Source organism: Bacillus sp. XF8, assembly GCF_017498755.1.
Classification (GTDB): Bacteria; Bacillota; Bacilli; order Bacillales; family Bacillaceae_G; genus Bacillus_A; species Bacillus_A bingmayongensis.
Genome location: NZ_JAGDQK010000002.1, coordinates 55593 through 78936, shown reverse-complemented (window position 1 = coordinate 78936; position 23344 = coordinate 55593). Strand labels below are relative to the sequence as shown.

Genomic DNA, 23344 nt, shown 5'->3' with positions numbered 1-23344 from the left:
TTAGTAACACACCACTGAATGATGAAATGAGTCAAACTCTTATGAATAGGATAAACAAGTGAACAGTTTGAGGGGGATTTTTAATGTTAGAACAACATATTATTGATTCATTCGTATCTATTGTTGGCAAAGATAATGTAGATACGTCCAACATGGGACGTTTAACGTATAGTTACGATGCAACTCCAAATTTCCAAGCAATGCCCGATGCGGTTGTCGCACCACGCAATACGGACGAAGTAGCTGAAATATTAAAAGTATGTAATGCTCATAAAGTTCCAGTTTACGTTCGTGGCTCTGGAACAAACCTTTGCGCAGGAACATGTCCACTTGAAGGCGGAGTTGTTTTGATCTTCCGCCATATGAATCATATTTTAGAAATAGATGAAGAAAACTTAACAATTACCGTGCAAGCTGGTGTCATTACGCTTGATATTATTAAAGCTGTCGAAGAAAAAGGACTATTTTATCCACCAGACCCAAGCTCAATGAAAATTTCTACTATCGGTGGGAATATCAATGAAAATTCCGGCGGCCTACGCGGCTTAAAATACGGTGTAACACGAGATTATGTAATGGGCCTTGAGATTGTCTTGCCAAATGGTGATATCATTCGTACCGGTGGTAAATTAGCAAAAGATGTAGCTGGCTATGATTTAACTCGTCTATTCATCGGCTCTGAAGGCACACTTGGTGTTGTAACAGAAGCCATTTTAAAACTTGTTCCAATGCCTGAAACAAAGAAAACAATGCTTGCATTATATCAAGACATTAATGAAGCTGCTCGTGCTGTATCAGCAATTATTGCCAATAAAATCATTCCAGCAACACTTGAATTTTTAGATCAGCCAACTATTGAAGTAGTAGAAGAATTTGCACAAATTGGTTTACCAACAGATGTAAAAGCAATTCTCCTAATCGAACAAGACGGTTCTCCTGAAGTTGTTAACCGCGATATTGAAAAAATGGCTGAAGTTTGTCGTTCTATGCATGCGGTTGATGTTCGTGTTGCAAAGGACGAAACTGAAGCAGATGCACTTCGCACAGCACGCCGCAGCGCGCTCTCTGCTTTAGCAAGACTGAAACCTACTACAATTTTAGAAGATGCTACTGTACCACGTTCTCAAATTGCTCCTATGGTTGAAGCAATTAATGCCATCGCTAAAAAATATGATATTTCTATTTGTACATTTGGGCATGCTGGTGATGGAAACTTACATCCAACATGTATGACTGATGCTCGCAATGCAGAAGAAATGCACCGTGCTGAACAAGCCTTTGCAGAAATCTTCGAAAAAGCAATTGAACTTGGTGGTACCATTACAGGTGAACACGGCGTTGGTGCCATGAAAGCCCCTTATTTAGAGTTAAAATTAGGAAAAGAAGGCATCGCTGCTATGAAAGGTATTAAGCAAGCTTTCGATCCACATAACATTATGAATCCTGGAAAAATGTTTGCCAAGGACTCTCGTAAAAGAGTGGTGGTAGAAAAATGACAACATTAAATAAGGAACAGATTCAAAAAGAATTTAAAGAACGTCTGAATGAAGATGAATTATTAAATTGTATGCGATGTGGGTTTTGTCTGCCGACTTGTCCTACCTATATTCAATCTGGATATAAAGAGTCTCATTCTCCCCGCGGTCGTATCGCTTTAATGAAGGGCGTTGTTGACGGCTTAATTGAACCGGATGAAGATGTTGAAAACACATTAAATGTTTGTCTTGGCTGCCGCGCTTGTGAACCTGTTTGTCCATCTGGCGTAAACTACGGACATTTATTAGAAGAGGCACGGGATATTATTAATCAAAATAAAAAATTCTCTATGCCAGTCAAAGCTGTTCGCAAAATTGTATTTGAAGGGTTATTCCCTCATCAAAATCGCATGCGAACATTAACAGGACTAATCGGTTTTTACCAGCGCTCTGGCTTACAAACGTTAACACATAAAACAGGCATTATGAAGTTGTTCCCTGACACACTTGCAACAATGGATCTCGTCTTACCAAAAATACCGAAGATGAAAGAAATGAAAAACCGTCCTGAGTTTTTACCAGCTGAAACAACAAAGAAAAAGCGTGTTGCTTTCTTTACTGGTTGTTTAATGGACACTATGTTTTTGGAAACAAACAACGCTACAATGAAGCTCCTTCAGCTTGCTGGCTGTGATATTGTGATTCCAAAAGAACAAAGTTGTTGCGGGGCACTGCATGGTCATGCCGGAGAAAAAAGCGGCGCAAAAGAGCTTGCAAAACGAAACATCCAAGCCTTTGAAGATTTGAAAATTGATTATATTATTACAAACGCCGGTGGTTGCGGCGCGTATCTCGTAGATTATGACTACTTATTAAAAGATGACCCTAAATGGGCGGAACGCGCAAAACAATTTGTCGCGAAAATAAAAGATATCACTGCTATTTTAGTAGAATTAGATTTTCATAAACGAACTGATTTACGTCTTTCCCCGCAAATTATTACATATCAAGATTCTTGTCACTTACGTAATGTTATGCGGACATCTTCTCAGCCACGTATACTACTGCAAGCCATTCAAGGTGTGACATATCATGAAATGAAAGAAGCAGATCGTTGTTGTGGTTCTGCTGGTATTTACAATATTGTACACTCTGAATTATCCATGGAATTCTTGGACTACAAAATGGAGCGTGTTCATGAAACAGATGCAACAACCATTGTCACTGCAAATCCAGGGTGCTTACTACAAATGAAACTCGGCATTGAACGGGAAAAACTTTCCCATAAAATGAGAGGCATTCATATTGTAGATCTATTATTAGAAGCAGTTGAATCGAAATCGTAATATATGTAACAATGTGAAAACGGCTATCTCCTTCTTCTATGTAAAGAGATAGCCGTTTTTTTATTCGCTACAAGATTAAAAATATGTTACCGTCTGTAAAAAAAGAACAACAAAAAGATTACAGTCTCGTAAAAAAGCATCCATTATATTCCTCAAAAAAAAGTAGAAACCCTTGATATGAATGGTTTCTACCTTTCTTTAATAGGTAATTATAACCAAAACATCCCCTTAATAAGCGAGGCAGAAAATGCTGAAATTTCCTTTTACAATCTAGTTCCCTCTCATTTTACCTCATATTTAAATCTAGGATAAAATAGGAAATTTTATAGTCTATGTATTTTTTTCCATCTTTTTTCCGTCAATTTGTATGCTACGATGAATTTGTCAGTCAGACAGGCTGTCAAAAATAAATCTGTGTGAGAACAGTTAAAAAACTTTTATATAGGGGGACACATGTCATGAAAAAACGTGTTTTATTATCTGTAGCAGCAGCAACTGCATTTACATTCGGAGCATCTACTCTTAATGCGGAAGCATCAACAGTACAACCATCTACAATAAAGATTCAAAATGTTCAGCAAGCTAAAGTTGCTATGCAACATATGAATCAACAAGAATTACAATCTTTCTTACAATCTATGGGAATGCAATCTCTAGCACAATGGAATCAAGTACAATTCCAACAAGGTAACTGCTTCATTCCTGGTCAAGAGCCAAACGTACCTGCACCAGAAACAACTAAACCTGTAGAACAAAAACCAGTTGAAAACAACGAAACTGCTAAACCAGAAGCACAAAAACCTGCTGAAAACAACAATAACAACAACGAAACACAAAAACCTGCTGAAAATAAGCCTGCTGAAGAATCAAAAGGTTCTTTAAGCGAATTTGAACAACGCGTTGTTGAATTAACAAACGCTGAGCGTACAAAACAAGGCTTACCAGCATTAAAAGTTGACGCTGAATTAAGTAAAGTTGCACGCGCTAAATCTGAAGATATGCAAAAAAATAACTACTTCGATCATAACAGCCCAACATACGGATCTCCATTCGATATGATGAAGAAGTTTGGTATTTCTTATAAATCTGCAGGTGAAAATATCGCACAAGGCCAACGTACACCAGAAGAAGTTGTACAAGCTTGGATGAATAGTGCAGGTCATCGCGCAAATATTTTAAATAACGGTTATACTCACATTGGTGTTGGCCATGTAGAAAATGGAAACTACTGGACACAACAATTTATTACGAAGTAAGTATATAAATCAAAACCTTTCTTTTTAGGCGGGAAAGAGCATCCGACCTTGTTTACATAAAAGGAGTCTCCTGTTATGGAAGACTCCTTTTTATGTTTCATAATTTTCTAGTATATATGAATACAAAATACAAAACATAAAAGAGATAGCTCCAAAACTAATTACACCAATTAGTAGATAAAATCCCCATTGTAGTTTCAGGAACAAACAAATTAATATGATAAGTGACATGTATCGAAAAATACGCTGACTAAACAAGCGTATTTTCTGTAACACAATCGGCTCCTCTTCTTTTTTTCTTCCTTTTTTAAATCCTTTACTAACCATAAAAAGAAACGCACTAATTCCTATTATAAGACCAGTTTGAAATGGTATATCTATTCCTGTGCCAATAGCAAGAATAAGCATATGAATAAATAATAAAAATAGAGATACATTCTCTTTAAATCTCATCGCAATATTGTGGTCGTTCTCATTAAACTTATATACGTAATGTGAAATTATATACAACAGACCATGAAAAAAAATAATAAGACAAGGAATAAATAACGCAACAACTTGTTTCCTTGCATATTCATTCGGTTCACCATTGTGATTCCAGTGCACCGCTAGATAATTCGGTAAATATGGATATAGAAACAACGTAAATAGAAAGCAAGCAAAAAATATACCTATAATATATTTATATCTTACCAAGTAATCTTCACCTCTCTTTTCTATTTACGGCTTCGATTTCCACAAAAAATTTCCTGCATAAAATATATTTCTCAACTAAACAGAAAAACTTTACTTGTTCGACATTTTAAAAGATTCCATGATGTTATTTAAATGATTAGGAAGTGGCACCTCTACTGTTATCTCTTCTTTTGTAATTGGGTGTAAAAAAGCAATCCGCATAGCATGTAAAGCTTGACTTGACATATATGTAGCTTGCCCACCATATAACATATCACCAATTAGCGGATGACCACTATGACTCATATGAACACGAATTTGATGTGTTCTTCCTGTCTCTAATTGTAATGTTACAAGCGTTACATCTTGATTCTTAAAATATTTCTCTACTCGGTAATGCGTTACCGCTTGATCACCTTTTAAAGAAACGCGGCGTCTTGTTGCATGATGTCGATCTCTTCCAATCGCTGCATCAATCACTCCTTGCTTCTTTTTCACTTTCCCTTCCACCAATGCTAAATATGTTCTCTTAATTTTACGCTCCATTAATAACCGATCCATAATAGCACCTGCTATCCCATGTTTCGCAAATACAACACCACCCGTTGTGTCTTTATCCAATCGATGAACATGACGTACTTTCGTCTCTACACCTTGCATTTGTAAATGAAAAGCAACGAGGTTCGCAAGTGTTCCTGTTCCATCTTTGCTAGAAGGATGCGTATCCATATGCGCAGGTTTATTTGCAATTAATACATGATCGTCTTCAAATATCACTTCTAAATCACCGAACTCCGGCTGAACACCATACTCTTCCTGGATAAACATATGAACTTGCAGTTTATCGCCTTCTTGTAAAGATTCACTCCATCGTTTTCGTTCTCCATTGACAATAATACCTTTTTCCATACGAAGCCTGTGTAATAGTTTTTTTGGGACGCCCCATTCTTCTTTTAGCAAAGAATCAATGCTGATACCGCTCCATTTAGCAGGAACCGTAATTTCGCACCATTCTCCCTTTCTTTTCATTTCCATGCTTTATCCACCTTATTTCTATTGATTCTACTATTGTAACGGAAATTGATTCATTATGCATTGTTTAACGCAAAAGACAGTCCACATAATAGACTGCCTTCTAAGCACGTAATTTCTTAATTTCTTGTAACGTTTCTTCTGCTTTTTGCTCATAAGAGAAATCTTTAAAGAAGTCTGCTAATCGCTTATAGTCGTTGTAAGCATCCAATAAATCATCTATCGTTTCTTCCTTAGAAACTTGTGGCTTTGCTTTCATTTTTACTGGGTATCGATAACCAGACATCTCATGTATTTTATAATATTCTTCCTCCACTTGAATTACTTTCACAAGTTCCTCTTCTTCAGCATCCATTGTATACCCATCAAATTCCCTCAGTAATTCGTAAATAATATGAGTCCATTCATCTTTTGGATAAAACCCTTTTTCTAGCCTATAGCCGACAATGCGATACATGTGCCCATCATTTTCTGCAAACTGTACAGTATCATTTAACTTAAATTTAAAATAGCGAAACATTGTCTTCACCTGCTTTTATATGTATTGTTCTTACCACATACTATTTGCAAAAAGAGGGTAATGCTATTCATAAAAAAGCACTCATCTATAAGAGAAACCGCTAAAAAACTTTTCTTTTTGGGAGAGAGAAGAGATCCGCTTTTATGTTCATAGCCGTGATTAATGTGCCAGTAAATCAAAATGAACATATATGGAAAGAATGGTAGATTAAAAAAGGCCATTGAAAAACTTCCGTTTTTCAATGGCCTCTCTACAAGGTGAGCGCTTTTTCAATCCGATGATTTTACTTCTTTCTTTCGAAACGGCAGCCACCAGTTCCAATCTCCGAACATTTTCATTAAACTTGGTACAAGCATGAGCCTAATAATCGTTGCATCAAGAAAAATAGCAAGTGCCACACCAAGCCCCATCTGTTTTACTGGTAAAATATCAGTAAATGCGAATGCTCCTGTTACAACAATCATAATAAGAGCAGCTGATGTAATAATACGACTCGTTGATACAAGTCCTTCTAACGTTGCCTTATCATTATCTCCTGTCTCTTCATACAATTCATGGATACGAGAAATAAGAAATACTTCATAATCCATACTTAAACCGAATACAAGGCCGAATATAAAGATTGGTAACACGAATAAAACTGAGCTTTCTTCCAATCCAAAATGTCCACCCTCAAATAGCCAAATAACAATACCAATGGTTGCACTTAAACTAAGTACATTCATCACGATAGCCTTAATTGGAATAAGTATAGAACGGAATGCAAATAGCAAAATAAAGAAAGTGGAACCGAATATAACAGACATCCCAATCACAACTTTATCTTTAATTTCATCTTCTAGCTCTTGTTGAAATGTTGTCATACCACCTAAATAATACGTAATACTATCATCTTTATACGTGTCTTTAAAATCACGCACCCATTGCTTTGCAGTCTCTGCTTTAGGCTTTGTATCCAAGAAAATTTGAAGAGTTGTTTTGTTTCCTTTTGTATATGCTTCAAGTACAGGTTCCACTTGCGTACGCTGTGGGGATTGTAACAATGTAGCGAGCTGTTCAGGTTTCATACCATTTAGCTCATCATATAGACTTTTCACCTTATATACATGCTTATCTTTTTTCAGCTTTTGAACAACATCTTCTATCTTCTGTAAACTTTCTTTCTCTATGATATTACTTTTCGTCTCTAGTACTACTGTAACATCGGCATGTGTTTTTACAATTTTATTGAACGACTCTTCATACCGCTCATATGCAATTCGTGTATCACTTTTCTCCGGCAATGCTTCTACACCGGGAAATTGAAGGTTAGCGGTGCGAAGCGGTAACAAACAGACAATAATAAACGTTGTAACAACGATAATCATCATAATAGGATGCTTCATAACAAATTGAGCGAACTTACGCCACAGTTTTGAAGTGCGAGGTGCAGTTTGATTTTTTTTCAATAATCGTTTCCCTATTAACGATAACAAGGCGGGAAGAAGTGTCAGTGAAAATAATATACTCATTACAACAACAATCATCCCGCTAATTGCAACAGACTGAATATAATCAATTTCAAAGAAAAATAAACCGGATAAACCAACAAATACACATAATCCGGAAAATACAATGGCACGTCCCGCTGTTTGATATGTGACAGCTATTGCCTCTTTTACTGTCCGATGTGCCACTTCCTCACGAAATCGATTCACAAATAACAGTGCAAAATCAATTGACAAAGCAAGCCCGATCATAGGTGCAACATTTAATACAAAAATAGATAACTCTTTATCTATACCGATAAAATATAAAATTCCCATTGTACTAAGCACACTAAGCGCTCCATTTACAATCGGCAAGATCGATGCAAGCAAACTACCGAATGAAAATAGTAATACAAGAAAGGCAATTGGCAATCCAATCATTTCTGCTACTTTCAAATCATTTTGTGTTCGCTCATTAATTTCTTCATTAATCTTTGGAAAACCTGTTGGTGATACTTTCAAAGTATCGTTACTTTCCTTTTTTATTTCTTTTGCAAATTGTAATGTCTTTTCATTCCGTTCTTTACTTGTTTTCCCGGAAAATAAAATCGTCGCATATGCAATATCGTCTTGCAGCATTCCTTTATTTTCTAACGGGTGATGAAATGAATCATACGTTTCTTTCATTTGAATGTTTGTTATAATTTCTTCTATTCGTTTTTGAAAGGTTTCGTTTGAAATCCCTTTATTCTTCTGAAAAACAAGAAGGAGCGTATCTTGAGACTGCTTAAAATCTTTATCTAAAATTGCTTTTGTCTTTTGATAATCTCCTTTTGTTTGAAAACCATCGCCTCCTAATACTCCTGGAAGTTTTGGTGCAAAAATACCAAGTGCTATTGCTAATACGACTAATGCAACTATGACTGTATAGCGAGATTGATAAAGAAAAGTACCTAGTTTCCCCCATTTATCTATTTTATGTACATTTGTCTTCACACATCTTCACCTACTTTATATAATTAGTGAATCCCTCTATATTTTAGCACATCCGGGCATAATCAATTATGAAACACCATAAAAAAACATCCGAAAAAACCAGTAATCTAGGCTTTTCCGGACATTTCTCATCTCTCTTGGTTCGCTCCAAGCCGCTCTGAAAGTAAGCGATGAAAATAAATAGTCATAATTAATAAAATACCACTTAAACAATAACCAGCTAAAATATCAGTCGGATAATGTACAGATAAAATAATCCTACTTAATCCAATCCATATGATTAATAGTGCCATAGCAAGTGTAATAACAACTTTCCCAGCCACATTTTTTACGTTTGCAGCAATAATATAAGCAAGGAATCCATACGTAATAATGGATAGCATAGCATGTCCACTTGGAAAACTGTATCCAAGGGCATCAAGCGCTTCATTTAAGCTCGGACGATCTCTTTTCGCAATTTCTTTTATTCCTTTATTCACGAGATGCGTTATTAACACAGCCGTCGGATAAACAACCATCGCTACATAGTAACGTTTCTTCCAAAAAGCGAGAAGACTAAGACTAAGCGTGCTAATAATCCCAATTGCAGATCCCATCTTCGTAAAATATGAAAAAAACGCAAGCGAGCTTTCTGTTTGCAATCCCCTTACAAGCCCTTTTACATATTCATCAATTGCTGTCGCACCTCCAGCTTGTACCTTCCAAGCAATGAGAGCAAATGCAGTGAATAATAAAATCATACAAAAAAGCTCATATCGATGTAATTTCTTTTTCAATTTTTTCCTCCCACTATGAAAAAATGCGATTTCTATTTAGAAACCGCATTTTTATTATATATCCAATGTAATTTCCAACATATAAATCGCAGCCATGAAAATAAAAGGAGCTTTCCACTCATTTTCTACTTCTGTTTTCACGCAGCATGGGGCTGAAAAAGGATCTGACCGCTTCTACGCTCGGCCGGATCCTCTCTCCCACCTAAAAGATTAGGCTTTTTGTCAGTTTTTCAATTTATATACTTATTTCCCTTTTGTTTTTAACTCTGTCCAATAACGATCATACTCTTTTAATTTATTGTCTACATCAACAAGCCACTCTGTACGATTTAATTCGTCTTGCGATAAGAAAATCATGTGGTTTTCACGATACTCTTTACTGTGAAGTTCCCATGCTTTTTCATTTGGGTTACTATATCCAATGGATTCATAGTTTTTCACACTTACTTTTTCATCCATTAAATAGTTCATAAACTTCTCTGCAAGTTCTTTATTTTTCGCACCTTTTGGAATTGCTAATGTATCCGCCCAAATTGTACCGCCTTCTTTTGGAACGACATACTCTACATCTTTATTATCTTTTGCAATGAACGCTGCATCTCCAGACCAAACTGTTCCAATCCAAGCGTCCTCTGTAATAAATTTTTGTTTAATATTATCTGTATCAAATGCTAGTAAGTTAGGAAGTAATTTTTGCAAGTCAGTAGCTGCTGTTTTTAACTCCGCATCATTTTGTGTGCTGTTTGAAAATCCGTTCTTTTTCAGACCCATTCCTAATACTTCACGAGAATCATTTAATAAAGTAACATGGCCTTTATATTTCTCATTCCATAAGTCGCTCCAACTTGTTGGTACTTCTTTTACATGCTTTTTATTGTAAGCAATTCCTGTTACACCCCAAGTATATACAAGCGAGTATTTATTCTCTGGATCAAATGCAGGTGTTTTAAAATTGGAAACAAGATTGTTTACATTTGGAATGTTCTTTTTATCCAATGGCTCTAGTAAATCCATTTTTGCCATCGTTTTAACCATGTAGTCCGACGGTTGAATCAAATCATATTTTGCACCGCCAGCTTGTAATTTCGCAAGCATCTCTTCATTACTTGCGTATTTATCATAGTTAATTTTCACGTTATATTTTTTTTCAAAATCCTTTAACACTTGCTCATCAAAGTTATCAGCCCAGCTATAAATATTTAGCTCTTCTTTCTTTTCACCACAACCAGCAAGTACACCGGCAACAAGGCTGAAGCTAAGCGCTGCACCAGCTATTGTTTTCATCCATTTCATCGAATCATTACCTCCTTGTTCTTTGTAATTCATTTGCTTCTTATAATGGAAGATGTCCCCCAGAGTTTTCTTCACCATCTGCACCTTTATTACGGAATAGTTCTGATGCAATCATTAATCCAACAATCACAACAATTAATATTGTAGAAAGAGCATTAATTTCAGGTGTTACACCACGTTTCACCATACTATAAATATATAATGGCAATGTTGTTGATCCTGGACCAGACACGAAGAAACTAATCACAAAGTCATCGATTGATAATGTGAATGTTAATAATGCTGCAGAAATAACACCAGGTGCAATTCCAGGAAGCGTTACGTAACGAAACGTTTGCCACGGAGTTGCTCCTAAATCATTCGCGGCTTCTTCTAAATCACGTCCCATACCAGAAAGACGTGCTGCTAAAATCACAACAACAAATGAAATACTAAATGTAATGTGCGCAATAATAATGGTAACTTGTCCAAGTTCCATTCCAATTTGACTAAATAAAATAAGTAAAGATAATCCCATTAAAATATCAGGAATTAAAATCGGTAAATATACAAGGCCATTAATTGCCCCTTCAAAACGATATTTATAACGATGTAATGCAACAGCGAAAATCACACCAAGAACTGTCGTCACAACTGTCGTCACAATCGCAATTGTAATACTATTTATAAATGCATCAATAACATCTTGCTTTTGAAATAGATCTGTATACCAATGGAATGTAAATCCTTCCCATTCTGCGTTAATACGAGAATTGTTAAAAGAATATACCATAAGAACCATCATTGGAAAATACAAGAACAATAAAATTAACCAAGAATAAGAAACTAAAAACTTCTTCATCTTTGTCTATTCCCCTCCGTTTCCGTATTTATATACTTTCGTTACACGATAATATAAGTAAATTAACAGAACAGAGAACAGCACGACAATAATTGATAACGCTGATCCAAATGGCCAATCACGTGCACCTAAGAATTGGTTTTGAATAACGTTCCCGATTAATGCTACTTTCGATCCACCCATAACGTCTGATACAACAAACATTCCAATAGATGAAACAAATACTAAAATCGAACCAGTAGCAACCCCTGACATTGTCATTGGCAATGTTACATGCCAAAATGCTTTCATCGGTGTTGCCCCTAAATCATATGCAGCTTCTAACTTACGTTTATCAAGCTGCTCAATAGCTGCGTACACTGGTAAAATCATAAACGGTAGTAAAGAATATACCATTCCTAATATTACTGATGGTGTATTATATAATAAATTTAACGGTTCATTAATAATACCTAATTTCAGTAATAATGTATTTACAAGGCCTTGTGAACGTAAAATAACAATCCATGCATATGAGCGCACAAGAAAATTAATCCAAAACGGAATCGTTGCTAATAATAATAAAACAGAACGATATTTACGATCAACAATTGTAATTGTATATGCAAATGGATAACCAATGAGTAAACAAATTGCTGTCGTAATAACTGCAATTTTGACTGTTTCCCATAGTGTATTCATATACAACGAATCAAACACGCGCGATATATTCTCTAATGTGAATTGCATTTCCACTGTTCCGTATGCCCCGCGCTGCAAGAATGCAAATGCTAATACGAATAAAAGCGGAAATAAAAAGAAGATTAAGAGCCATGTAACTGTAGGTAATGCGAGTAGTTTCCCTTTTCTCAATTTAAGGTCACCTCATCCTCTTGTTCCCAGCCTACATATACATTATCACCGATACTCCACTGCGCTGCTTCTTCTGCAGTTTGATACGCCATTAATAGTTCAGATGTTTTTTCATCACGTACATACAGCTTTTCCATATTTCCAACAAATTCAATATCTTCAATATGTCCAAGATGGTATTCTTTTAAAATTGGTTGCTCAACCGAACGTATTTTCACATTTTCAGGGCGAACTGCTACGTAGTTTTCCCCATTTTTAATAATATTATTTTCACCAATGAATGTCGCAACAAACAATGTTTTCGGTTCTTTATAAATTTCTTTTGGCGTTCCGATTTGCTCGATATGCCCTTTATTCATAACAACAATGCGATCACTCATGCTCATCGCTTCTTCTTGGTCATGCGTTACATAGATAAACGTAATTCCTAAATTACGCTGTAAATTTTTCAATTCGCGTTGCAAATCTTTTCTTAATTTAAAATCAAGTGCCCCAAGTGGCTCATCTAGCAATAACACACGTGGATTATTTACGATTGCTCTTGCAATTGCAACACGCTGCTGTTGTCCACCAGAAAGCTTGGCAGGCTTACGATTACGGAATTCTAGTAACTGCGTTAAACGCATCGCTTCTTCTGCACGTTCTTTTTGTTCCGCTGCTGATACTTTTTGCATCTTCATACCAAAACAAATATTTTTCTCCACCGTCATATGTGGAAATAATGCATAGTGCTGGAACACTAAGTTCATATGACGCTTATAAGGTGGTAAATCATTGATTCTTTCTTCATCAAGTAAAAGATTACCCTTTGTAGGGGTTTCAAAACCTGCAATCATACGAAGTAACGTTGTTTTACCACAACCACTAGGTCCAAGAATCGTTAAAAATTCTCCTTCTTTAATATCTAAAGAAAGAGGTGGAATAATCACTTGATCTCCAAAATGTTTTTCTACCGCTTCAACTTTAATAATCTTTTTCATTTTCCCGTCCTATCTACCTCAAATTTTCACTCTTTATATTCATGAATAAATATTAGTTTTCTATATTTTTTTGTTTCGATCCAAACAAAAATGATTGTTTAACAGCGTCCTCTTCTATTCTTTATGTAGTATGTTTGATTCATTTTTGCATGATACATATGTCGAACAGAAAAACCCCTTCAGGCGAGAAGGGGTTTTTATCATACGGCTGCGCCTACTGATAAACACCATCATCATTTTAACAACTTTCGTATAAATTTTAAAGCACTTTTTGTAGAAGAATAACGAATTTTCATATCAAATACTGTAGATTGAGACAAAATGCTTTTATAGTGCGAAAATGTGTGAAAACTTTGTTTTCCATGATAACTTCCTAATCCGCTACTTCCAACGCCGCCAAAGGGTAAATATGGCGTAGCAAGATGATACACAACGTCATTTATACAGCCACCGCCATATGAAATATTACTTGTAACTTGTTTTTGAATTTCTTTATTCTCTGAAAATATATATAAAGCTAATGATTTAGGTTGTCGTTGAATACTTTCAATGATATCCTCTATTTTCTCATACTCTATAATCGGCAAAATCGGGCCAAAAATTTCATCTTCCATAATGGAATCCTGCCATGTAATATTCGTTACAACACTTGGCTCAATATGCAGAGTTTCTTTATTATATTTCCCACCAATTTCAACCTTTCCATCTTGTAAAAAAGAACATAACCTTTCAAAATGACGTTTACTGACAATCCGAACATAATTTTCATTTTGCAGTGGTTTTTCTCCATATTGATTTTTAATTTCAATTCGTAACGCTTCAATAAATTGTTCTTTTACAGAAGAATGAACATAAATATAATCCGGTGCAACACACGTTTGTCCCGCATTTAAGAATTTTCCCCAAACAATACGCCTTGCTGCTATTTCTAATTTTGCATCATCATGCACAATACATGGGCTTTTCCCGCCAAGCTCTAACGTAAGAGGTATCAATCTTTTAGCCGCTGCTTCCATGACAATTTTCCCCACTCCAACGCTGCCTGTGAAAAAAATATAATCAAACGGCTCTTTTAACAGCGCTGTACTCTCATCAATACCGCCTTCAACAACCGCAACCAGTTCTATCGGAAATAATTCTCTTAACATTGTAGCAAGAAGATTCGAGACATTAGGTGTTAATTCCGACGGTTTTAAAACAACTGTGTTTCCAGCCGCTAAAGCCCCTACAAGAGGTGCAATCGCAAGTTGGAATGGATAATTCCACGGAGCCATTACAAGGGTAACACCATAGGGCTCTGGAACTACTTTCCCTTTCGAACCAACATGTGTAAGTGCTGTACGAACGCGCTTTGGCTTACTCAATGAAGAAAGATGTTTCATTAAAAATGAAATTTCCTTTAATACGTATCCAACCTCTGTCGTAAATGATTCATGATCTGATTTATTTAAATCTAATTTTAACGCTTGAAAAATATCAGACTCAAAACGCTGAATCCCTTCATATAATCTTTTTAAATGTTGCTTTCTTTCTTCTATATTTCTTGTATGACCTTTATAAAAATATGATTTTTGCTCGTTCACAATAGAAGTGATATTCATCTACTATTCCCACCTTCTATGTTTATATTGATTTTTCAACATATAAGTCACTGCTACGAAAAACAAAAGGTGACCTGCACTCGTTTTCTCTCTTTATTTTTACTCGGCATGGGGCAGGAAGAGGAATTCTCCTCTTCTATGCATGACCAGATGCTCTCCCCCACCTAAAAGAAAAAGTTTTTTATCAGTTTTTCTATTCTTAAAGTTTCATTATATATGAGTTTGTATTTCATATATAATACATTTGCTCAAAAAAAAGCTGTTGAAAGGAAAACCTTCAACAGCTTCTTCATAATTAACGATATAAGCGAACTGCACCTGCAGAATTATCATCAGCTTGACCTACTACTTCAAACTTCAAGCCAAGTTTCGGTAAGATACGTCCTGCATCTGGAATTTGTTTGTTAATATAAGCTTTAGAATCATCGAATTTCGCTACACCTGCTAATCCATTGTATTCAAATGTTCCACGAGTTGGTGATACAACCTTCCAAGCTGGTGTTTGATCGAAAGAGAACGCCGCATCAGCAATTTGATAACGTGTACTATCTTTAAATGTTGGCTTACCATTTAAAGTTCCTGCAATTGCTTCAGGATGAGAATCAACTACACCAAGGAATCCATATCCTGGATGTACGCCAACCCAGTTATCTGTATAACTTGAATCTGCATACCATACAACCATACCTGTGTTATATACTGGACCACGAGCAAATTTTAACGCTTCATCAGCACCAGCATAGTTTCTCCACTCTAAATAGTAGTTATGGGTTTTCTTCTCAATTCCATTTGAAACAACAAAACCATCTAACTTAAACTGAGTATCGCCTTCTGCATCATCAGAGAATACAACATTACCATCCACTGTTAACGTTGCATTATCAAGAGTAAAGCCGTTTAATGCTAAGCCACCGTCAGTCACATATTCAAACACAAGCTTTACTTTCTTACCTTTAAATTGGCTTAAATCATACGATTTGTCTACCCATTTTCCAAGAGTTGTATCTGCACCATCTTTTACATTTTTATTACCAATCGTATCGACTAATGTTTTCGTTCCGTCTTCAGCCACAGCATGTACTTCTAAGTAATCATAGTCTGTTTCAATTTCATACAATGATTTGTAATCAAACTTTGCATTTGTTGCGTTTGTTAAATCGAATAAAGGTGTTTCTAATGTAGTATGAAGATCATCGCCTTTTGTACTATAGTAGTACTTCTTACCAAATGCAGGCTCAATTCCTTTTACCTCTTTATCTGGTAAGTTAACACGAATCATACCTGGTCGAGCAGTTTTTGTTACACTTTGATCTAAATATGTTGCATACCCGATTCCTCGATTTAACTTATCATAATCTACTTCCGCAATATTCGCCCAGTTCCCACCAATTGTTTTTTGGAAGAACTCCTTGTTTTGCGGAGAGAAACTTGTTGGCGTCGTTCCAGCAATGTTACCTGTCCAGCTACCGCCACTCATAATAGACCATGACTGAACTGGTTCACCGCCGCCAGAATATTTTGTATCATACTCATCTGGAAGACCTAAATCATGACCATATTCGTGTGCGAATACACCAACTGCTCCATCTTCTGGTTCAATTGTGTAGTCGAATGCTGCCATTTTACCGCCCCAATATGGAACTTTTGCTTGTGTACCATCAATCGGGAATGGTTTTTGACCAATTGTCCAGCGGTGTGACCAAATCGCATCGTCACCTAATTTACCGCCGCCAGCTTCTTGTCCAACACCAGCATGGATAACCATTAAATGATCAATTAAACCGTCTGCTTGATTTTGATTACCATCACCATTTACATCATATTGATCAAATTGATCAAATTCTGATAAATCAAGACCGCTATCTACCGCTGCTTTTAATGCATCTTTGATAAGGTCACGAGGTCCTAATGGGCCTTTATTATCGTGGCCATCCCCAGCATCTGCACCATAGTCAGCTGCTTTTCCTGGAACTGTTAACCACTTTGTAACTGTTCCATCTACTGTATAACTGCCACCAGATTGTTCTTCATAATACTTCTTAAATGTTTCAATTTTACTTCCATCATCTAATGTAAATGGTTCGTCACCAAATAACATTTTTTGATAATGCTCTTGATTGAAATCCTCAGAATACATATAACCAGGTTCTTTATCAATATTGTTATGCTTAAAGTCAGCATACTCAACAAGTAGTACAAGCACTTTATCCTTACGAACATCCCCATTATACTCTTTTGCTTTTGCAGGAGTCGTTGGTACTTTACCATTTAATGCACCTTTTGGTGGCACTGCTCCAGCTCCGTTACCATTTGCTGGTTTATCTAACTTTTCTTTTGTTTCTGCTTTTGCATCTTTTACCTTCTTCAGAAAATCAGATGCTTCTTTTGTAACAGAATCCCCAGTTGTTTCTTCTTTTCCAGGTTTGTCACCCTTCTTTTTCTCTACATACTTTTCGACAGCTTTCTTTGTTTCTTCTTTTGAAGCGGATGAATCAATTACCCCTCGTTTTTTCAGAGCATCAGCTAAACGCTCTTCTGGAATTAAATGATCATCAATTGGGCTTGTTGTAGATGTTTTTACAGGTGTTTCTGCATAAACAGACTGACTACCTACCCCAAACGAACAACCAAGAACAGCTGCTACCGCAAGTGTTGATAGCACTTTGAATGGTTTCTTTTTCATCCCATTTCCTCCCCTAATAAGAATATGTACTAATATTTAGATAATAATAAAAATTCAGTAACTTTTCAATAATTTGTTTTATTTTGCGATATTTTGTAAAATTCGTAATATTTTTGTAAAATTCCATGTTATTTATAAAAATGTTTCTCAATATGTCAGTTATTTCTGAAGATATTGATAAATTTCTATAAAACTATTACAATTTCTTTATAGAATGACAAAACAGTAACTTCTTCATTGGTTTTACCTACAAAATATACAATAAATTAACATTATTTTTACCAAATTAACTTTTCAAAATATTATAATGTGTTTAAATGATTGTTTATTTTGTACGATTCATGACATGACAATTGAACATTAGGGAGGAATACATTTTGTACAAAGACAAGGCAGATACGCTAGATCAGGATTGGATTGATTTAATGCTCGAAGCTTTAGATGCGGGAATCGCTATTCAAGATATCGAACACTTTTTCCAACGCATGAACCAACCTACTGGAAACTAGCAGAGGCGTTCTTTTTAACGAAATTTGTGTTATACTAATGACATCATAAGCCGACTACATACTTACAGAAAGGTGCGCAAAGATGATAGGAGAACGTATAAAACGCCTTCGTTTGCAAAGAGGGATTTCTTTAACAGAACTTGCTGAAAAAGCTGGTGTCGCAAAGTCTTACATCAGCTCTATTGAACGAAATTTACAAAAAAACCCTTCCATTCAATTTCTTGAAAAAATCGCAAATGTTCTACAGATACCAGTTGACACGCTCCTCCACGATGAAACAACATCCGAAAGCCAATTAGATTCGGAATGGACACATCTCGTCAAAGAAGCAATGAACTCCGGTGTCTCAAAAGAGCAATTTCGTGAATTTCTAGAGTTTACAAAATGGAAGAAAAACCAGAAATAATATAGACAAAAAGGGGTGCATACTGGGGAGCACTCTTTTTTATTTACAAAAAAAGCGGGGAACCCCCGCTTTTTTTGTGTTATTTCTTTATTAATTATTTCTCTTCACCTTCAGTTTGGTTTGCATTAAATGTCCATTCTAAGTTTAATGCATCGCCTTGGAATTTATTTTGATCCTCTTTATTGTCTACAAACTCAAATTGTACCCATAGATAGTCTTCAGTTCCTGGTTGTAAACCACCCTCTTCACCCCACTCTGGAGCAAAGATATCTTTTGCTAAAAGGTCTGGATCTGCCTTTTGTAACTCTGCTAATGTTGTTTCATATACTGGCTCACTTTGTGTATCCCAGTTCCAAATGAAATTAACTTTAATGTGCTCAGCAAAATCTTCCCCAGCATTATCACCTTTAGCATCTGTTACCGTATACTTCGTTGCTAATTTAACATCTTTAATTGCTAATGTGCCGCTGTTCTTTAATAAGAACTCTTTCTTAACAGTATCCCCTGGTTTAAGATCCTTAATATCTACAATCGTTTTAGGGTCTAAAGTAAGATCTAATGTGCCCGCTGCAAACGTATTGTTCGATACTTCTTTGTCACTAAAGTAAGCGAATGTTCCTCCACCGATTAAAGATAATCCCAATGCTGCTGAAGCGACTCCCATACCTAATTTTTTCTTTAAACTCACTTTAAATTCCCCCTAGCTGTTTTTTATTGTTATCTCTTAATGTAGGATAAGAGGTATAACTAATAGAACGACTATTATTTTTCTACGGCCAATGTATGTACAATACCCCTTAAATTTCTCTGTTCTTTAAAAAACCACCTTATGTTCATTATAAAGAACATAAGAGTGTAATTGCAACCATAAAATAACATTAATTTATTTCTCAATATTTTACAGAATATTCGAAACGATAATCCCTTTATAATGGAAGATCCTTACAATCGGTAGCAGGTTTTTCCGCTAATATGAAGTGAAACTTTATTCAATGAAGGGTTCAAAATCCCCATCACCAATCGGGCTTTTACAGACAGTACTCCCTACTGAATTTTAATATGGAAGTGTTACTGTCCGCGAATAGCTACTGTGCTACTTTTGTAGATTGTTCCTTAGATTGCTCCTTAGGTGGATTTCCCGTTTCTGTTTCTTTTGGGTGCTTCTCCTCTTTTAGCTGATTATGTTGAATCGTTTCTTCTACAGTTGCTATTTCTTCTTTCTTTTCAGGCGGTGCTATTTGTTCTGCTGGCTTTTCTACTTCTTTCGCCTGCTCACTTAGCTTTTGCTTTTCCTTTTCATCATCTATTTGCTTTTGGAATCCTTGAATTTGTTCATCTATTTTTTGCAAGTTTACTTGCTTGTCTACATTCTCACAAATTTTCTTAATAAACTCTACACCAGTTTGTGTAGAATGAATGATTTGCTGATTGGATTCTAAATTACGATCCTTTTCACGTTCTACTAATTGGTTATAATAACTTTCAATCTCTACGTATATGTTTTGCAATGCTTCACGCTCAGGAACAATCTTTTCACGTTGTTGTTTCCATAAGTTCAGCTTTTTTTCAAGAGCTTCTACAGAATTGGTTTCTAGTTCTTTATTCATCTCATCATATGCATGTAAAATAGATTGTTCATGCTGCTGAGCATCGTTTTTTAATACATCTATTGTTTTCGGAAATACAGGTGCCGCGGAAATAACAGCTTGAACCTTTTGCTCTTTTACAAAAGCAGCTTCCGTATGAGTAACAATTTGAGAGCCCATATAAAAAGCACCTGAACACATACATGGTAATATGAGCATCGCTTTTATCCTCTTTGAAGTTTTTGACATTATACCCTCTCCCATTACGTGCATTTCATGTTCTTTATGAAGAACTTATACATTCATTATAATGAAGTTGTATTTAAATGAAAAGAAAAAGCTATATCATTTTTCACTCAATTTATTCCTTATATCGATCAAAAAGAAAAAAGCTATCATTTTGATAGCTTTTTATCTTTCCTCACCTTTTGTTTGCTGTGCATCAAATGTCCATTTCAACTCAAGCGTATCTCCTTGGAACTGATTTTGATTTTTCCCATTATCTACAAAATCAAATTTCACTTTAAATGTATCCTTGTTTCCCGCTTTAATTCCCTTCTCATCTAATACCTCAGAAAGTGCATCATCATTAACTGGTACCGATGGTTTTCCTATTAATTGAGATAATTTCTTTTCTTTTATAATCGCATGTCCCTTGTCCATATTTCTTAAAATCGTTACTTTAATATGGTCACCAAAATCTTCAGTATTATCACCTTTCGCATCTTTCACGCTATATTCTGAGTGTAATAAAACTTTTTCAATATCTAATGTCCCGCTATTTACCAATTCAAAATCACGAATGATTGTATCACCAGGCTTAATATTATTAACATTAATAATTGCTGTCGGATTTGCAGTTAAATCAAGCGTACCTGCCACAAATGTATTATTTGTGACTTCTTTATCGCTAAAGTACGCATATGTTCCTCCTCCAATTAATGCCGCTCCCATAATTGCCGAGGTAATTCCCATTCCTAATTTTTTCTTTAAGGTCATGTCCATATCCCCCAATGATATCTATCTATTTATAGAGAAAATAACGGAATTACACAGATTGTCCAACATCTGTAGATTTATTTTTCTTTTCATTATCAATGCTGCGGATTGCACTAAAAATAGAAATTATAGAATACAAAAGTAAGCATACGCCTGGAATAATTAAAAGTAAGGCAGCTCCTGCTTTTGAATTTGCATAATTCAACAAATATCCCACATATGGAACTGTAATATCTTCATATTTTCCAATAACATTTTCCGCTAAGACTGGCTTTAAATCTGGGCCATTATTATTGTCACCTTTTGTTTCATACATTACTTTCCCATTTACATCTTTCACACCAATAATACGGTGAGTTACAATTTTTTTCTCATCTTCTTTAAACGTAATTACATCACCTTTTTTATATTTAGATCCATCCTTCGTTGGTTCAATCGCAATAATTGAGCCCGTTAAAAATGTTGGTTCCATCGATCCAGATAGTACCGTTTTAAATTGATATCCCATTACGGTTGGATCCCCACCGCTTGCTTTTGATGAAATGACAACAAACGCTAAGCAAACCATCAAAGCAAATAAAACAAATGAGATGACGTTACTAATAATCTTCAAAACTAGTTTCATCGCTATCTCCTCCTCTTTATTATGTATATGCACATAAAACTAGGATATCCTGTTTTGTTCTTAAAAGAGAACTTAAATTAATACTATAATGAACAATCCAAAAACGCAATAAAAAATAGGCAATTGCTCATTGCCTATTCCCCTTCTGAAACCGCATTCTTTTTAGCTCGTCTTACTACATATAAACCGATTATCATAAAGGTAATAAATCCAATTCCGATACTTGCCATCAACCCAATTGGATACGTAGGCTCAGCTGGCTTTATATTTTTTTGCGGCATTACAAATGTAACATCTTCCTTAGAAAGAACATTAATGCTTTCAATCGTTTGATTATTTTTCGTCACATCTACTGTCCCGATGACATCTCCGCGGTGAATTCCTTTTTGATATAGTTTTTCTTTATCAACCGGAGCCGCTTTAAAAACTGTTTTCACATTCTTTCCTTCATCTTTCTTTAACATCAATTCTGCACTTTTTTCAAGGTCACAATCTATGTTTTTATCTAGATATGTTGTTATCTGATGCCAATTATTTTTATCTAGCACCATTTGCTTTGTAAATTGCGAGAAGGAATGATCCGCGATTTGACGCATATCTTCGTAGATTTCTGGTCTTTGTGAGGCCATCACAACATTGATAATACGATTGCCATCTTTCTCATTTAATAATACAAGTGTATTGCGTGCTTCATTTGTAAAACCTGTTTTTCCACCAATACTGTATGGATTTTCAAAATAGGTAGATTTATTAAAAATAGAAACCGTTTGTTTAGATGTTGTAACCGTTATCCTTTTTGTATTCATAGCTTGTAAAATCTCAGGATATTGCTGAATCCCCCTCGTAATCATTGCCATATCATATGCCGTCGTATAATGATTCGGGTCATGTAAACCATTTGGCGTTATAAAATGACTATCCTTTGCCCCTAACTGCTTTGCTTTCTCATTCATCATATTCGCAAAGTTTTCTATACTTCCCCCAATACGTTCACCAATTACATACGCAACATCATTTGCACTCAGCACCATTAAAATTGTGAGCGCTGTATTACGATCGATCGTTTCCCCTACTTGAAATTCAAGTTGGTAGTTACTCTTTTCCTGATCTAATGCAGGTTGCGAAAACGTAAATTGCTCCTCTGGCTTCACATGCTCCATTAATAAAATAGCAGTCAATACTTTCGTCATACTTGCCGGGAATGCATGTTGATTTGCATTTTTATCGTACAAAACATCCCCTGTTTTTGCATCAATTGAAACTGCAAACTGCCCAAATACAGTTGGAGCTTGGCCAGGTGCCGGCACTGGTGCAATGCCAGTTTCAGCGTACAATGTCATAGGTGTCAAAAAGAGTAAACAAATAACCATAATAAAAACCGAAATTTTCTTACAATTCCTCATATGACTCTCCCTTTTCTATTT

The 23344-nt window shown here is 35.6% G+C and carries 21 protein-coding genes; 5 read left to right on the top strand and 16 right to left on the bottom strand.

The features are described from left to right. Positions 1-83 precede the first annotated feature (83 nt). The 3 genes from glcD (at position 84) to J4P91_RS00805 (ending at position 4077) form a co-directional block, all read left to right on the top strand. Positions 84-1496 carry a glycolate oxidase subunit GlcD gene (gene glcD / locus J4P91_RS00815; protein WP_207992594.1) on the top strand — a complete coding sequence of 471 codons (1413 nt, stop codon included), beginning with the start codon at positions 84-86 and terminating at the stop codon, positions 1494-1496. Beyond that, positions 1493-2821, top strand: a complete 1329-nt coding sequence (locus tag J4P91_RS00810; RefSeq protein WP_207992593.1) for a (Fe-S)-binding protein — start codon at positions 1493-1495, stop codon at positions 2819-2821. The genes glcD and J4P91_RS00810 overlap by 4 nt, the downstream gene beginning before the upstream one ends. A gap of 458 nt (positions 2822-3279) precedes the next feature. Next, positions 3280-4077, top strand: a complete 798-nt coding sequence (locus tag J4P91_RS00805; protein ID WP_207992592.1) for a CAP domain-containing protein — start codon at positions 3280-3282, stop codon at positions 4075-4077. 90 nt (positions 4078-4167) lie between these two features. Here the strand turns inward: J4P91_RS00805 and J4P91_RS00800 are convergent, their stop codons facing one another. The 11 genes from J4P91_RS00800 to J4P91_RS00750 all read right to left on the bottom strand — a co-directional run bounded on the left by J4P91_RS00800 (position 4168) and on the right by J4P91_RS00750 (position 17795). After that, positions 4168-4773 (bottom strand): DUF1648 domain-containing protein, encoded by a 606-nt coding sequence (locus J4P91_RS00800; RefSeq protein ID WP_207992591.1) that lies wholly within the window; start codon positions 4771-4773, stop codon positions 4168-4170. Positions 4774-4863: 90 nt separating this feature from the next. After that, entirely contained in the window at positions 4864-5787 is a 924-nt protein-coding gene (locus tag J4P91_RS00795) for an RluA family pseudouridine synthase (protein ID WP_207992590.1), read from the bottom strand. Between the two features lie 100 nt (positions 5788-5887). Further along, positions 5888-6304, bottom strand: coding sequence for a histidinol dehydrogenase (locus J4P91_RS00790; RefSeq protein ID WP_207992589.1), 417 nt, complete (start codon positions 6302-6304; stop codon positions 5888-5890). Between the two features lie 269 nt (positions 6305-6573). Then, complete coding sequence (locus J4P91_RS00785) at positions 6574-8769, bottom strand: MMPL family transporter (RefSeq protein ID WP_207992588.1); 2196 nt, start codon at positions 8767-8769, stop codon at positions 6574-6576. A gap of 128 nt (positions 8770-8897) precedes the next feature. Further along, positions 8898-9545, bottom strand: coding sequence for a phosphatase PAP2 family protein (locus tag J4P91_RS00780; protein WP_207992587.1), 648 nt, complete (start codon positions 9543-9545; stop codon positions 8898-8900). 243 nt (positions 9546-9788) lie between these two features. Continuing rightward, positions 9789-10838, bottom strand: coding sequence for a polyamine ABC transporter substrate-binding protein (locus J4P91_RS00775; RefSeq protein ID WP_017152726.1), 1050 nt, complete (start codon positions 10836-10838; stop codon positions 9789-9791). A 40-nt stretch (positions 10839-10878) separates the two neighbouring features. Continuing rightward, positions 10879-11679: an ABC transporter permease gene (locus J4P91_RS00770; protein WP_017152727.1), complete on the bottom strand. Its 801-nt coding sequence runs from the start codon at positions 11677-11679 to the stop codon at positions 10879-10881. 6 nt (positions 11680-11685) lie between these two features. Beyond that, positions 11686-12531, bottom strand: a complete 846-nt coding sequence (locus J4P91_RS00765; RefSeq protein ID WP_207992586.1) for an ABC transporter permease — start codon at positions 12529-12531, stop codon at positions 11686-11688. After that, positions 12528-13511 (bottom strand): spermidine/putrescine ABC transporter ATP-binding protein PotA, encoded by a 984-nt coding sequence (potA, locus tag J4P91_RS00760; protein WP_207992585.1) that lies wholly within the window; start codon positions 13509-13511, stop codon positions 12528-12530. The genes J4P91_RS00765 and potA overlap by 4 nt, the downstream gene beginning before the upstream one ends. A 233-nt stretch (positions 13512-13744) precedes the next feature. Then, the gene (locus J4P91_RS00755; protein ID WP_207992584.1) at positions 13745-15112 is read right to left on the bottom strand and encodes an aldehyde dehydrogenase; all 1368 of its coding nucleotides are present in this window, start codon (positions 15110-15112) and stop codon (positions 13745-13747) included. A gap of 295 nt (positions 15113-15407) precedes the next feature. Then, positions 15408-17795, bottom strand: coding sequence for an immune inhibitor A domain-containing protein (locus J4P91_RS00750; protein ID WP_207992583.1), 2388 nt, complete (start codon positions 17793-17795; stop codon positions 15408-15410). 377 nt (positions 17796-18172) lie between these two features. Between J4P91_RS00750 and J4P91_RS00745 the strand changes: the two genes are divergently transcribed. Both J4P91_RS00745 and J4P91_RS00740 read left to right on the top strand, forming a co-directional pair. After that, positions 18173-18304: an anti-repressor SinI family protein gene (locus J4P91_RS00745; RefSeq protein WP_017152732.1), complete on the top strand. Its 132-nt coding sequence runs from the start codon at positions 18173-18175 to the stop codon at positions 18302-18304. Positions 18305-18386: 82 nt separating this feature from the next. Then, complete coding sequence (locus tag J4P91_RS00740) at positions 18387-18710, top strand: helix-turn-helix domain-containing protein (RefSeq protein WP_207992582.1); 324 nt, start codon at positions 18387-18389, stop codon at positions 18708-18710. 94 nt (positions 18711-18804) lie between these two features. Here J4P91_RS00740 and calY read toward each other — a convergent pair whose 3' ends face one another. The 5 genes from calY to J4P91_RS00715 form a co-directional block, all read right to left on the bottom strand. Further along, positions 18805-19398: a biofilm matrix protein CalY gene (gene calY, locus J4P91_RS00735; protein WP_207992581.1), complete on the bottom strand. Its 594-nt coding sequence runs from the start codon at positions 19396-19398 to the stop codon at positions 18805-18807. A 397-nt stretch (positions 19399-19795) separates the two neighbouring features. After that, positions 19796-20545 carry a DUF4047 domain-containing protein gene (locus J4P91_RS00730; protein ID WP_207992580.1) on the bottom strand — a complete coding sequence of 250 codons (750 nt, stop codon included), beginning with the start codon at positions 20543-20545 and terminating at the stop codon, positions 19796-19798. A 162-nt stretch (positions 20546-20707) separates the two neighbouring features. Further along, positions 20708-21295, bottom strand: coding sequence for a TasA family protein (locus tag J4P91_RS00725; protein ID WP_207992579.1), 588 nt, complete (start codon positions 21293-21295; stop codon positions 20708-20710). 49 nt (positions 21296-21344) lie between these two features. After that, on the bottom strand, positions 21345-21920 hold the full coding sequence (gene sipW, locus J4P91_RS00720) for a signal peptidase I SipW (protein WP_017152737.1): 576 nt from the start codon (positions 21918-21920) through the stop codon (positions 21345-21347). Positions 21921-22054: 134 nt separating this feature from the next. After that, complete coding sequence (locus J4P91_RS00715) at positions 22055-23323, bottom strand: D-alanyl-D-alanine carboxypeptidase family protein (RefSeq protein ID WP_207992578.1); 1269 nt, start codon at positions 23321-23323, stop codon at positions 22055-22057. Between the last annotated feature and the right edge of the window lie 21 nt (positions 23324-23344).

Bases quoted from the DNA above. Each gene is read 5' to 3' on its own strand.
- glcD (WP_207992594.1), top strand. From the start codon at position 84: ATGTTAGAACAACATATTATTGATTCATTCGTATCTATTGTTGGCAAA.
- J4P91_RS00810 (WP_207992593.1), top strand. From the start codon at position 1,493: ATGACAACATTAAATAAGGAACAGATTCAAAAAGAATTTAAAGAACGT.
- J4P91_RS00805 (WP_207992592.1), top strand. From the start codon at position 3,280: ATGAAAAAACGTGTTTTATTATCTGTAGCAGCAGCAACTGCATTTACA.
- J4P91_RS00795 (WP_207992590.1), bottom strand. From the start codon at position 5,787: ATGGAAATGAAAAGAAAGGGAGAATGGTGCGAAATTACGGTTCCTGCT.
- J4P91_RS00790 (WP_207992589.1), bottom strand. From the start codon at position 6,304: ATGTTTCGCTATTTTAAATTTAAGTTAAATGATACTGTACAGTTTGCA.
- J4P91_RS00775 (WP_017152726.1), bottom strand. From the start codon at position 10,838: ATGAAATGGATGAAAACAATAGCTGGTGCAGCGCTTAGCTTCAGCCTT.
- J4P91_RS00770 (WP_017152727.1), bottom strand. From the start codon at position 11,679: ATGAAGAAGTTTTTAGTTTCTTATTCTTGGTTAATTTTATTGTTCTTG.
- potA (WP_207992585.1), bottom strand. From the start codon at position 13,511: ATGAAAAAGATTATTAAAGTTGAAGCGGTAGAAAAACATTTTGGAGAT.
- J4P91_RS00755 (WP_207992584.1), bottom strand. From the start codon at position 15,112: ATGAATATCACTTCTATTGTGAACGAGCAAAAATCATATTTTTATAAA.
- J4P91_RS00750 (WP_207992583.1), bottom strand. From the start codon at position 17,795: ATGAAAAAGAAACCATTCAAAGTGCTATCAACACTTGCGGTAGCAGCT.
- J4P91_RS00740 (WP_207992582.1), top strand. From the start codon at position 18,387: ATGATAGGAGAACGTATAAAACGCCTTCGTTTGCAAAGAGGGATTTCT.
- J4P91_RS00730 (WP_207992580.1), bottom strand. From the start codon at position 20,545: ATGTCAAAAACTTCAAAGAGGATAAAAGCGATGCTCATATTACCATGT.
- J4P91_RS00725 (WP_207992579.1), bottom strand. From the start codon at position 21,295: ATGACCTTAAAGAAAAAATTAGGAATGGGAATTACCTCGGCAATTATG.
- sipW (WP_017152737.1), bottom strand. From the start codon at position 21,920: ATGAAACTAGTTTTGAAGATTATTAGTAACGTCATCTCATTTGTTTTA.
- J4P91_RS00715 (WP_207992578.1), bottom strand. From the start codon at position 23,323: ATGAGGAATTGTAAGAAAATTTCGGTTTTTATTATGGTTATTTGTTTA.